This window comes from Lysobacter korlensis (assembly GCF_042434515.1).
The window spans coordinates 552,689-564,993 of sequence record NZ_JBHLTG010000004.1 but is presented as its reverse complement, the minus strand read 5'-3'; the positions used below and the strand labels follow the sequence as shown (position 1 = coordinate 564,993).

The following is a 12,305-nucleotide window of genomic DNA, read 5'->3' as shown; positions in this document are numbered from 1 at the left end:
ATATGGCAGCGAACGTCTGGACAGTATCGCGCGACTCGCGCACACTGCCGGCCTTTCGTCCGGGGGGATTGCGATGGCCAAGCTGCTGGTGCTGCACGGTCCCAATCTGAACCTGCTCGGCGAACGCGAGCCCGGCATCTACGGACACACCACGCTTGCGGCGATCGAACGCGCCATGGAAGCCGATGCGCACCGCGCCGGCCACACGATCGAGTCGCTGCAGTCGAACGCCGAGCACGTGCTCGTCGACCGCGTCCAGGCCGCGCGCCAGGACGGCACCGCGATCATTCTGATCAATCCGGCCGCATTCACCCACACCAGCGTCGCCCTGCGCGATGCGCTGGCCGCGGTCGCGCTGCCGTTCATCGAAATCCACCTGTCCAATCCGCACACGCGCGAGCCGTTCCGCAAGCACAGCTATTTCAGCGACCTCGCGCTGGGCGTGATCGCCGGCTTCGGCGCGGACAGCTACCGCTTCGCAATGGACGCCGCGCTGGGCTGGCTCGACAAGCACGCGGCGGCGACGTCACACCGCTCCTGACCCGAACCGTATTTCCGACCTGTAATCCTGCCCGCCGGCGACGGCGGCACCGACCTGGAGGCCCGTGAATGGACCTGCGCAAAATCAAGAAGCTGATCGACCTGCTCGAGGAATCCAACCTCGCCGAGATCGAGATCAAGGAAGGCGAGGAATCGGTACGCCTCGCACGCACGCCGAAGGGCAGCGTCAGCTACGCCGCTCCAGCGATGCAGGCCGCGCCGGCGGCGGCCGCGCAACCGATGCCGATGCAGTCGCCAACCGAGTCCGCCACCGGCGGCCAGGCCAAGCCGCAGTCGGACCTGCCGGACGGCCACGTCATGCGCGCCCCGATGGTCGGCACCTTCTACGCCGCTCCCGCCCCGGACAAGCCGGCGTTCGTAACGGTCGGCCAGGCGGTCAAGGCCGGCGACACGCTCGCGATCATCGAAGCAATGAAAATGTTCAATCCGATCGAGGCCGACGTCTCGGGCACGGTGCTCAAGGTGCTCGCCGAGAGCGGCCAGCCGATCGAGTTCGACCAGCCGCTGTTTGTGATTGGGTGAGCAGGGGCTTTCCGGCGGCACTGCCGCCGGCCTGCGAACGCCCGCGGGCCGCGCGGCCCGTGGGCCGGACGTTCGGCTGACCACACCCTCTATGGAACTAATCCATGCTCGATAAAGTCGTCATCGCCAACCGCGGCGAGATCGCGCTGCGCATCCTGCGCGCGTGCCACGCGCTCGGCATCCGCACGGTCGCGGTGCATTCCACCGTCGACCGAAACCTCAAGCACGTCGCGATGGCCGACGAGTCGGTCTGCATCGGGCCGGCGCCGTCCACCGACAGCTACCTCAACATGGCTTCCCTGATCGCGGCGGCGGAAGTCACCGACGCCCAGGCAATCCATCCGGGCTACGGCTTCCTGTCCGAGAACGCGGACTTCGCCGAGCGCGTGGAGCAATCGGGCTTCATCTTCATCGGGCCGAAAGCCGACACGATCCGCCTGATGGGCGACAAGGTCGAGGCGATCCGCGCAATGAAGGAGGCCGGAGTGCCGTGCGTGCCCGGCAGCGGTGGCCCGCTCGGCGACGACACCACGGCGAACATCAAGATCGCGCGCGAGATCGGCTACCCGGTCATCGTCAAGGCCGCCGGCGGCGGCGGTGGCCGCGGCATGCGCGTGGTGCACACCGAGGCGCACCTGAGCAGCGCGATCCAGACTACGAAGACCGAAGCGAAGGCGGCGTTCGGCAACGACATGGTCTACATGGAGAAGTTCCTCGAGAACCCGCGCCACGTGGAAATCCAGGTGCTCGCCGACGGCCAGGGCAACGCGATCCACCTCGGTGAGCGCGACTGCTCGATGCAGCGCCGCCACCAGAAGGTCGTCGAGGAAGCGCCGGCGCCCGGTATTACGCCCGAGCAGCGCGCCGAGATCGGCCGCGTCTGCACCGACGCCTGCATCCGCATCGGCTACCGCGGCGCGGGCACGTTCGAGTTCCTCTACGAGAACGGCCGCTTCTACTTCATCGAAATGAACACCCGTATCCAGGTCGAGCACCCGGTTACCGAGATGGTCACCGGCATCGACCTGGTGCGCGAGCAGCTGATGATCGCCGCCGGCAACAAGCTTTCGATCCGGCAGGAAGATGTGGTGCTGGAAGGCCATGCGATCGAATGCCGCATCAACGCCGAGGACCCGGACACGTTCATGCCCTCACCCGGCCTGATCCAGCACTTCCACGCACCGGGCGGCCCCGGCGTGCGCGTCGATAGCCACATCTACGAAGGCTACCGCGTGCCGCCGAACTATGACTCGATGATCGGCAAGCTGATCGTGCACGGCCCGGACCGTGCCACCGCGATCGCACGCATGCGCGTGGCGCTGAGCGAAATGGTCGTCGACGGCATCAAGACGAACATCCCGCTGCAACAACGCATCCTGTCAGACATCGGTTTCCAGCAGGGCGGCCAGAACATCCACTACCTCGAGAAGCGGCTCAAGGAGCGGAAGGAAAAGTCGATTTCGCTGGTGTGAATCACCTGCCACAACAGGTCGAAAAGGCCGGCAATTGCCGGCCTTTTCTTTGAGCGGGCAGCGCAGGCGCTCGCCATCCCTCCTCCTCGTCAGACCGCGCCTGCACCTGCATGCATTAACCGGCGGACAGATGAGACGGCGTACGCATCGGTTCTCGGGTTGACCGCAGCGCACGTCGTCGGTGCGCTATCGGAGTGGCTGCTGATGGTGAGACGCGAGTGCCTGCTTTCTCCCTTTCAGCGCTCATCTCGAAGGTCCCGGAACGCGCCAGTCCCTGCTGCGGTACCCGACCGCCGCCGAGGCGGCTCTATAGTTTGTTATGGCCCCTCCTAGCCCTTCGACATCGTCTCAGCCAGCCTCGCCGGACACGGACCCGCGAGCGCTCGAATGCCTGCCCCGTCAGCAACTGTGGGCCCAGGTTTTCGCCCGCCGTGAAAACTGGCTGCTGGGTTATTTCCGCAAGCGCGTGGCCCAGCCGGCAGACGCCCGGGACCTGGCGCAGGAGGTCTATCTCCGGCTGCTGAGCACGGACCGCAGGCAGGCTGGTGCGATTGCCGACCCCGAGGCTTACCTTTTTACCGTCGCCGCCAATCTGGTCAAGGAAGAGGCGGTCCTCAACCGTAAGCGCACGCTGCTTGTGGACGTCACCGAGGTCTTTCCCGAGCTGGAAACCTCCGAAGACGGGATTGACGAGCGCCTCGAGCGGGAACAGCGCGAACGCCTTCTGGCAGAGGCGCTACAGCGCCTGCCGCCGCGCCATCGGGCGGTCATGCTGATGCAGTACCGCGAACGCATGAGCTATGCCGACATCGCACAGCGCTTGGGCGTGTCCACGCACATGGTGAAGAAGTACGTAGTAAAGGCGCTGGCGTTGTGCCGACTTGAGCTGGAAGGACACCGATGAACGAGTCCGACGCACCGGCTCGGCGCCTGAATGCCCAGGTTGCCGAAGAAGCCGCACAGTGGTTCGTGGCCAATCGCGATGGCTCCTTGCCTGCTGCACAGGCACAGGCCTTCATGCAGTGGCTGCAGGCCTCTCCAGAACACGTTGCCGAGTACATGGCGGTCGCCGCGATTGCGAAGTACGCTCCTGCCGCGGCTGCGCAGGATCCGGCGACACTGAAAGACGTGCTCGCAGCGATGCAGGCCGAGGACAATGTGGTTCCGCTCCCATCGGCCAGCGCTGCGCCGGTGTTCGAGCCGACCAGATCCGGAGACGCCCAGCGGGGCTCCCGTGGAGGCCGCCGCCGCAGTATTGCCGTGTGGTGCGCGGGGCTGGCCGCCATGCTGGTGCTCGCAGTCGGCATGCTGACGTGGTCGACGGGACAAGCGGACGTTCGCAGCTATGCCACTGCCCACGGCGAACAGGCGACGTGGACGCTGCCTGACGGTACGGAGCTTCGGCTGAACTCCGAATCGGCGGTGACGATCCGCTTCGATCGGAAGAAGCGGCAGGTCAACGTCGTGCACGGTCAAGCGCTGTTCGATATCGCGCAGCAGCCATCACGCCCGTTCGAAGTGCGCGCCGGGGCCTATCTGATCGAAGACATCGGAACCATCTTCGATGTCTACCGCCAAGCGGGCGAAACGACGGTGACCGTCGTCGAAGGGCAAGTGCACATCTGGAACCTTCCGGACGCCGAGCTGCGAAGCGGCACACTGCAGCAGCCGCTGGCCGACCTGCGCTCGGGCCAGCGCGCCCACATGTCGGCATCGGGCGTAGTGCGAGCACAAAGCACGATCGACCCGGACAGGGCGCTGGCCTGGACGCGCGAGGAGATCGCCTTCGAGGACGAACCACTGGCCGAGGTCGTTACGGAGTTCAACCGCTACAGCCGGGTGCAGGTCCGCGTCGGCGATGAGAGTCTAGGCGAACTCAGGGTTTCCGGCACGTTCGGCATTCGCGACGAAGACACGTTCCATGCATTTCTCGACAGCTTGCCCGGCGCGCGCACTGCAACCACCGCCGATGGCGTGACCGTGCTGGGCGATGCCGAGCCAGGCCTAACGGCCGAGCGTTAGATCAGGGCGCTCAGTCACCCACCTGTGCAGGCACTCGAAGAACAGCCAAACGTTCCGGCATGAGCAGACCGAGCACGTCGTGCTCCTGTGGAAAACGCAAACTTCGTCGGCCCTGCTCAGTACCAGTCCCAGATCCGCCGTAGCGCGGAAATCGCCCGGGCGGCATCGCCTGCGCGCACCGCGGCACCCGGCAACCAACGTCGTCGATCGCGCTGGGCGCTTGTTGACGCGGCGCGGGCGCCCCGGCTGAGCGTTGCGTGGGATTTCCGGCGGCGCGGTACCCGACGGGCACACGCAGGACTCTATTACTTCGAGACGGGCACGGCTGGCCGGAGAGCGACAGCCGCGACGCCCGCAAGATCAGTATCGGACGGACCCACTGCATGCGTATTCGAATACTCAGTTTCCACCGCGCCCTCGCCATTGCCGCGCTGAGCGGGCCCATGGCAGCTCCAGCGAACGCCCAGTCGCCCAACGCTGACAGGACGTCGCCCCCCGCCGCTGCCATCGCGCCGATGCCGTTGAAAGACGCGCTTGCACGATTTACGGCGCAGACGGGCCTCAGGTTCGTCTACGCGTCGCAGCTGGTGCAGGGCGTGCGGAGCCCAGGCGCGCCCGCCAGCCTTGCAAATGAAGACCGGTTGCGCCGGCTGCTGGAAGGGACCGGTCTTACCTATCGGTATCTCAGCCCCAGCACGATCACGCTGGTCAGGGAGGAACGTAAGCGGCCACCGGCGCCCGCCCGGGCCAACGCACCTACAGGTGCCTCGGCGGCACAGGCTGACGCGACGGATCTGGAAACGATGGTCGTGACCGGCACAAACATCCGCGACGTGGTCCCGCCGGGGACGCCACTGATCATCATCGGCTCGGAGGAAATCCGCCGCAGCGGCTACTCCGGCACGGAACAGGTGATCCAGGCACTGCCACAGAACTTCCGCGGTGGCCAGGCAGGCGCAATCGCCGACGTCAACATGAGTATCGGCGGCCAGCGCGGATTCAACGCGACGGCGGGCTCCGGCGTGAACCTGCGAGGGCTGGGCACGACAGCGACGCTGGTGCTGGTCAACGGTCGTCGCATCGCAGCGACGTCGGCAGGCACGTTCACCGACATCTCGCTGATCCCGATCGACGCGATCGAACGTATCGAGATCCTGGCGGACGGCGCGTCAGCGATCTATGGCGCCGACGCGGTCGCAGGCGTTGTCAACATCATTCTCAAACAGGACTACGACACCGCCCAGACCCGCCTGACCTTGGGAGGAACCACCGCGGGCGGACGCGAGGAGTTCCGTCTGTCGCACAGCTTCGGCCAACGCTGGGACACTGGCCGCGTGGCGCTCAGCGCGGATTACCTCCACCAGGGTGAGCTGATGGCGGACCAGCGAAAGGCCACGGAGGAAGTGACCGGCCCGACTACGGTCTTTCCGCAGAACACGCTCAAGAGCGTCGTGCTGTCTGCCAGCCAGGATCTGGGCAGCGCACTGACGCTCAGCACGGATCTGCAGTACTCGCATGCGGATCGCGAACTGGTCGATACCGGCTTCAACCGCACCGACAATTTCGCGAAGCCCATCCGGCGCAATGCCCTGGTCAGCCTGGAATATCGCGCGCCCAGAGACTGGCTGTTCACAGTGGATGGGTTCATCAGCGATGAGGACTCGAAGAACCGACAAGAAACCTACTCGCTTGAGGGCGAGCCGGTGAGCATCTTCAACCAGCACCGGACGCAGGAGCAGCGCGGCGGCGAGATCCGCGCCAGTGGGCCCCTTTTTGAACTCCCTGCTGGGCAGGCGAAGCTGGCGGTCGGCGCGTCATACAAAGAGGAGGACTACCTGCGCACGATCGACCTCTTCAACCTGCGTCAGGAAATGGACCGGAACAGCAATTCGCTTTTCGCCGAGCTCTATGTGCCGGTCGTTGGGGAGTCCAATGCCGTTGCCGGTATCCACCGGTTGGCAATGAGCTTCGCCCTGCGCCATGACGACTACTCGGACTTCGGCAGCTCAACCAACCCACGTATCGGCCTGTCCTGGTCGCCACTGCCCTCACTGACCCTGCGATCAAGCTATAGCACCTCGTTCCGTGCACCATCCATCGGCGAGGAGGTGCGTTTCAGCGAACTGGGCGTTTTCGCCCTCGACGTCGCGCCGTACTTCAGGGCCGACGGCAACGACTTCGTACCGGTTGTCACGCTGTTCGGTTCGGACGAACTGACACCGGAGACGTCGCGGAACTGGACGGTCGGTCTGGACTGGAAGCCCGAGTTCGCACCCGGGCTGAACATCGGAGCGACCTACTACGACATCGCCTACGCCGACCGTATCGTGCTGCCGCCACTGGACATGGGCGCGCTGGGCAACCCGGAGCTGCAGCAATTCATCGACTACTACGACTCGCCCGACGAAGTACGCGCGCTGGTCGATGCCTACCTTGCCGATGGCGCATTCTTTGATGATTTCACGGACGGGATGTTCGGGCCCGATCCGCTCGGTCAGGTCTTCGCCGTCTACAAATACCTGTTCACTAACGCCGAACGCGTCGACGTCAGCGGTTTTGACCTGAGCGCCGACTACAGGTTTGACCGGGGGGAAGATCACTTCGAACTCGGGCTCAACGCGAACTACATCCACGAAATGATCAATCGCGTGTCTCCGGGTGCCCCGGCGTACGACCTCGTGGGCACCTTCGCCAACCCGCCGCGATTGCGGGCGCGTGGAACACTGGCGTGGGCGCGCCGCGAATGGTCGGCCAACCTCAACGTCAATTACACGCATTCCTATACCGATACCTCCGGCGCCATCGATCGGCCGGTCGATTCGTTCACCACGGTCGACGGCATCGTCGGCTATGAGTTCGCGAGCGGCAGTGGCTTCGCTGACGGGCTGTCGCTGTCCCTGATTGCAACCAATCTGTTCGACGAGCCGCCTCCGTACGTCGGCTTTGGCGGTCGAGGCTCGCACTACGATGCGGCTAACGCGAGCCCGCTGGGCCGCACAGTGGCAATCCAGATTGCCAAACGGTGGTGAGTCCGATGGGCACCGTGATTCGCGTCGCGTTGCTTTGCCTGACCGTCTCTCTGGCCGGGCTCGCATACGAAGCTAACGCAAACATTGTCGAGGCGGGGCCCGCCGCCGCTGCGCCGTCGCTCGTAATCGGGGACGCTCCGCCGCCACTCGCACCGCTGACCTGGATCAAGGGATCGCCGGTCGAGACGTTCGAGCGGGACCATGTCTACGTCGTCGCGTTCTTCGCGACGTGGTGCGGCGCGTCACGCCAGTCGATGCCGGTGTTGAGCGAGGTCGCCAGACGCCACAAAGGCAAGTTGACCGTCATCGGGGTCAACGTGCGGCAATCCGAGCACGGCGAAGCGACCGTGGATGCGGTGACCCGGTTCGTCCAGGAGCGCGGGCGCGACATGGAATACACCGTCGCGATGGACGACCCCGTAAAGAAAATAATCTTCACCACGTGGATGCGCGCGGCCGGCATGTACGCCATCCCTACGGCCTTCATCGTCGGCCTTGACGGCCGGCTTGCCTATATCGGCATTCCGATCGATCCCGATGCATCGTTTGGCTTCGACACAGCGATCGAACAGGCGGTAGCGGGCACCAGCGATCTGACTGCTGCACGCCAACTACAGGCCGAGCTTGCCGAGCAGATGACGCACTACCTGTTGGACCGCGAGCTCATGACGCCGCTGGATGGAGCCATGGAGCGCAAAGACTATCGCGCCGTCCTTCTTGAGGCGGACAGGATTGTCGCGCGGGATCCAGACCGGCAGGGCCGCGTCTTTGCAGATCGATTGATCGCCATGCTGCACCTCGACGAGGCCGCCGCGCTGGCGTTCGCACGCAAATCCCACTCCTCTGCCGAAAACGCCGAGGTCGCTTCCGTAATGGCCGATACCATCGCCAGTGTCATCGCTAACCGACCGGACCTGTCGCGCCACGCCTACAAAGTCGCCTTGTCCTATCTGGAGCCGACTCTTGCCCCCAAAGGCAGCGACTTCAACACGATGCTCAGCCTAATGACGCTGGCACGGTTGCACCACCGGCTGGGCGACTCGCAGCGGGCGGTCAAGGTACACGAGGAGGCAATTCACATCGCCCGCGGCAGAAGCGACGTTTCGGCGGAGATGATGAGCATCCTCCAGAAGACGCTGGCGGAGTACCGGTCGGGCGCTACTGATAAGGCCCCCTGAAGTTCGCTGCGCCACGGAACTGCTCGAACATCCTGTACCTCGAGAGCGAAAAGGGAACCAGGCCCCGTTCGCGTGAGCCAGTGCCAACATCACGCGTCGAAAGGCGGCGATCACCGGGGTTTTTTACTCGTGGAATGCCGCCGATGGTCAGCACAAGCACCAAAGCTCATCCAAGCGGGGTCAGAGACCTTGGGTTCTCGACGGCCGGATCGACCCGACCAGGGCACAACGACGCCCATCTGCGTCGATATGGGCCGGAGCGCACATTCCGCGCGCAAAGCGGCCGGCCCGCGCTGACGGGCTTCCGATATTCTCGCCGCATGAACGGCCGGCATACACCAGCGTTGACCCGCGAGCAGCGCCGGGCCGTAAGGCCGTTGCGCAAAGCGGCCCTTGCGTGCGTATGCGCGCTGATCGTCGCGGCCTGGCCATCGGCGCCCGTCCGGGCGCAGGCACAGCATTTCCGCCACTACACCGGCCTCGACGGCCTGCCGCAGGCACAGGTACTCGCGGTCCATCAGGACTCGCTGGGCTTTCTGTGGGCAGGAACGTTCGGTGGACTCGGCCGGTTCGACGGGCGGACGTTCGCGCAGTTCAGCACGGCCGACGGTCTGAGCAGCAATGCCGTGCAGACGCTCGCGAGCGAGGCCGACGGCACGTTGTGGGCCGGTCAGTCCCGCGGGTTGTGCGCGCTGCGCCCGCAGCAGGCGCGGTTCGAATGCCCAGCGATTGCGGGCATTGCCGATCGCAACATCCAGGCGCTGCTGTGGGGGCCGGATGGGCTGTGGGTGGGCACGCGCGAGGGCCTGTACCGGTTGTGGCGCGGGAAGGACGGCCGCTACGAAGCCTCCATGCGCATGGCAGGGGGCGTTACCGCGATCGCCCGCGCCGGAGGCAGCAAACTGTGGGTCGGCGGGCCCCAAGGCCTGCAGCGCATCGACACCGCGGGCACCGGGCCGGCGGAGGCCATCCCGCTCCCGCGTGGCGACACCGAAGTGCAGGCGCTGCTGGTCGACGGGGCACGGCTGTGGATCGGCACGAAATCCGGGCTGCTGGTGCGTGACGGGCAGCAGGTGTCTACAGCGCCCGGGCTCGCGCCCGACCTGCTGCAGCTGGGTATCACCGGCTTGGCGCTGGGTCCACATGGCCGGCTCTGGGCCACCACCCGGCGTGGCCTGCTGCGCCAGCAAGGGGACGGCTTCACGCTGCTGACGCGTGCGGACGGGCTGTCGGAGGAAAACCTCGACGGCGTGATCCGCGACCGCGAGGGCAACCTCTGGATCGCGGGCGATGGCGGGCTGAGCAGCTATGCCGCGACCGCGTTCATCGGGTACGGCGAACGCGACGGCCTGATGCAGAACTTCGTGCGTGCCATTAACGAGGACGCAAGCGGCCGCCTGTGGCTCGGCACGCGCCAGGGCGTACAGGTGATACGGCTCGATGCCGCCGGCCGCATGCAGGAGCAGTTCCGCCTGTCCCAGCGCGACGGCCTAGTCGACGACCGCATCTACAACATCGAATTTCCGGCTCCCGGCGAAGCACTGATTTCGACGGGCCACGGCCTGGCGCACTGGCGCGAGGGCGAAGGCGTCGTGCGCCTGTACACCACGGCGGACGGCCTGCCTGACAACGGCGTGCGCGCCGTGCGCCTACGCCCCGACGGCAGCCTGATCATCGCCACCTCCGGCGGCGTGGCGGTGATGCGCGACGGCGTGATTGCCCCGAGCCGCGACCCCGAACTCGCACAGGCGCAGGCGCTCAGCATCAGCGAGGACCGCGGCGGCCGCCTGTGGTTCGGCTCGCTGCAGAAGGGCGTTCTGGTGCTCGCACCCGACGGCAGCGTCGAGCACCTTACCGCTGCCGCGGGCCTCACCGACCAGGTGGTCTGGGACACGGCCGTCGACGCGCAAGGCGGGGTATGGATCGGCAGCAACGGCGACGGGCTTTTTCACGTCGATGCCAAAGGCGCTATCCGTCGTTACACCACGCGCGAAGGACTGGTCGACAACTTCATCTGGCAGGTGCTGGTCGACCGCAACGGCGATGTCTGGAGTTACACGAACCGCGGGCTGTCGCGTTTCAATGGCCGCGACTTCTCGAACTTCGGCATCGACGATGGCCTGCTGAACCAGGAAGGCGCGGCGACGGCCTCGGTGGAAACGGCCGATGGCGAGCGCTGGTTCGCGTCCGGCGACGGCCTGATGCGTTACATCGAGACCGACCGCAAGGTCGCGGTCGTCGCACCGAAAGTGATCATTCATGCCGCGCTCGCCGCGGGCGCACCGATGGTTCCCGGCGGCCGGTTGGCGCCGGGCAAACGCAGTTTCGAGTTCGGGTTCGCGGCGCCGCTGTTCCGTCGCAACTCCGACCTGCTCTATCGCTATCGACTGCGCGGCGCGGGCGACGAGTGGACCGACCTGCGCGCCTACCATCCGATCAGTTACGCGAACCTGGGTGCGGGCAAGTACGTGTTCGAAGCCCAGGCCCGGCGGACCGGGCAGCCCTGGCCGGACGACGTCGCCGCGTTCGCGTTCGAAATCGAACCGCCGCTGTGGCAGCAGGCATGGTTCCGCATCCTCGCGCTGCTCAGCATCCTCGCTGCGGTCTGGCTGGCGGCGCGCCTGCGTCTGCGCCAGGTCGAACTCGGGCGCCGCGCACTCGAGCGACTGGTACGCGAGCGCACGGAAGCACTCGAGCATGCGAACGATCAGCTCAAGCACGCCTCGTTCACCGACCCGCTGACCGAACTGCGCAACCGCCGCTATCTGGCAAGCCAGGTTGCTCTCGATGTCGCCCAGGTCTGCCGCTCGTACGCCGAGCCGGTCCGGCCGCCGAACTGCGACATGATCTTCATGATGATCGACATCGATCACTTCAAGCAGATCAACGACACCTACGGGCACACGGTCGGCGACCGCGTGCTGCGCGAATACGCACACGTGATCAACACCGTGATCCGCGACTCCGACTACGCCGTGCGCTGGGGTGGCGAAGAGTTCGTGCTGGTCGCCCGCCAGGCCGAGGCCACGCAGTGCGCTGCGTTGGCCGAGCGTCTTGTTGAGCGCGTGCGTTCCACCGAGTTTCCGATCGACGATGCCGGCACCACGATCCGCTCGACCTGCTCGGTCGGCGTATCGCACTTTCCGTTCGTCGAAGGCGCGCCTTCAGCGCTGGAATGGCCGCAGATCATCGACATCTGCGACGCCGCGGTCTACCTGGCCAAGGCCGGCGGCCGCGACGGCTGGGTCGCGATCCACGGCCCGGCCGACCGTCCGATCGAAGACCCCGCAAAGTTCATCCAGCGCCTGAAGGCAGACCCCGTGGCGCTCGCCCGCGCGGGCGTGATCCGCCTGTCCGGCACGCATTGCCCGACGGCAGGCGCAGCCCAGCCGATGCGGCCGCTGCACGAGGTCTGACGTGCGCCGTCGCGGGCCGTAGCTGGCGACGCCATCCGGCATCGAAAGCATCACCCTGCAAGCGGAGAGGAGGAAAATTGGGTCGACCCGCTGCTCGGGCCGGTC

General features: G+C 66.0%; 8 protein-coding genes. All 8 read left to right on the top strand.

Annotated features, from left to right (window positions below; translation table 11 throughout):
• The first annotated feature begins 73 nt into the window (after positions 1-73).
• The 8 genes from aroQ to ACFFGH_RS18955 all read left to right on the top strand — a co-directional run bounded on the left by aroQ (position 74) and on the right by ACFFGH_RS18955 (position 12,200).
• Positions 74-541, top strand: a complete 468-nt coding sequence (gene aroQ, locus ACFFGH_RS18990; protein ID WP_386671144.1) for a type II 3-dehydroquinate dehydratase — start codon at positions 74-76, stop codon at positions 539-541.
• A gap of 68 nt (positions 542-609) precedes the next feature.
• Positions 610-1,083: an acetyl-CoA carboxylase biotin carboxyl carrier protein gene (accB, locus tag ACFFGH_RS18985; RefSeq protein WP_386671142.1), complete on the top strand. Its 474-nt coding sequence runs from the start codon at positions 610-612 to the stop codon at positions 1,081-1,083.
• 104 nt (positions 1,084-1,187) lie between these two features.
• The gene (gene accC, locus ACFFGH_RS18980; RefSeq protein ID WP_386671140.1) at positions 1,188-2,555 is read left to right on the top strand and encodes an acetyl-CoA carboxylase biotin carboxylase subunit; all 1,368 of its coding nucleotides are present in this window, start codon (positions 1,188-1,190) and stop codon (positions 2,553-2,555) included.
• Between the two features lie 319 nt (positions 2,556-2,874).
• Positions 2,875-3,459 carry an RNA polymerase sigma factor gene (locus ACFFGH_RS18975; RefSeq protein WP_386671138.1) on the top strand — a complete coding sequence of 195 codons (585 nt, stop codon included), beginning with the start codon at positions 2,875-2,877 and terminating at the stop codon, positions 3,457-3,459.
• The gene (locus tag ACFFGH_RS18970) at positions 3,456-4,577 is read left to right on the top strand and encodes a FecR family protein (protein ID WP_386671136.1); all 1,122 of its coding nucleotides are present in this window, start codon (positions 3,456-3,458) and stop codon (positions 4,575-4,577) included. Before ACFFGH_RS18975 ends, ACFFGH_RS18970 begins: the two co-directional genes overlap by 4 nt.
• Before the next feature lie 383 nt (positions 4,578-4,960).
• Positions 4,961-7,606 (top strand): TonB-dependent receptor domain-containing protein, encoded by a 2,646-nt coding sequence (locus tag ACFFGH_RS18965; RefSeq protein WP_386671134.1) that lies wholly within the window; start codon positions 4,961-4,963, stop codon positions 7,604-7,606.
• 5 nt (positions 7,607-7,611) lie between these two features.
• Positions 7,612-8,784 carry a redoxin family protein gene (locus ACFFGH_RS18960; RefSeq protein ID WP_386671132.1) on the top strand — a complete coding sequence of 391 codons (1,173 nt, stop codon included), beginning with the start codon at positions 7,612-7,614 and terminating at the stop codon, positions 8,782-8,784.
• A 320-nt stretch (positions 8,785-9,104) separates the two neighbouring features.
• A complete protein-coding gene (locus tag ACFFGH_RS18955; RefSeq protein ID WP_386671130.1) occupies positions 9,105-12,200 on the top strand; it encodes a ligand-binding sensor domain-containing diguanylate cyclase in 3,096 nt (1,031 codons plus the stop codon).
• Positions 12,201-12,305 lie beyond the last annotated feature (105 nt).

What these genes read in the sequence shown, in the direction of transcription:
- aroQ (WP_386671144.1), top strand. Translation starts at nt 74, where the DNA reads ATGGCCAAGCTGCTGGTGCTGCACGGTCCCAATCTGAACCTGCTCGGC.
- ACFFGH_RS18955 (WP_386671130.1), top strand. Translation starts at nt 9,105, where the DNA reads ATGAACGGCCGGCATACACCAGCGTTGACCCGCGAGCAGCGCCGGGCC.
- accB (WP_386671142.1), top strand. Translation starts at nt 610, where the DNA reads ATGGACCTGCGCAAAATCAAGAAGCTGATCGACCTGCTCGAGGAATCC.
- ACFFGH_RS18965 (WP_386671134.1), top strand. Translation starts at nt 4,961, where the DNA reads ATGCGTATTCGAATACTCAGTTTCCACCGCGCCCTCGCCATTGCCGCG.
- ACFFGH_RS18960 (WP_386671132.1), top strand. Translation starts at nt 7,612, where the DNA reads ATGGGCACCGTGATTCGCGTCGCGTTGCTTTGCCTGACCGTCTCTCTG.
- ACFFGH_RS18975 (WP_386671138.1), top strand. Translation starts at nt 2,875, where the DNA reads ATGGCCCCTCCTAGCCCTTCGACATCGTCTCAGCCAGCCTCGCCGGAC.
- ACFFGH_RS18970 (WP_386671136.1), top strand. Translation starts at nt 3,456, where the DNA reads ATGAACGAGTCCGACGCACCGGCTCGGCGCCTGAATGCCCAGGTTGCC.
- accC (WP_386671140.1), top strand. Translation starts at nt 1,188, where the DNA reads ATGCTCGATAAAGTCGTCATCGCCAACCGCGGCGAGATCGCGCTGCGC.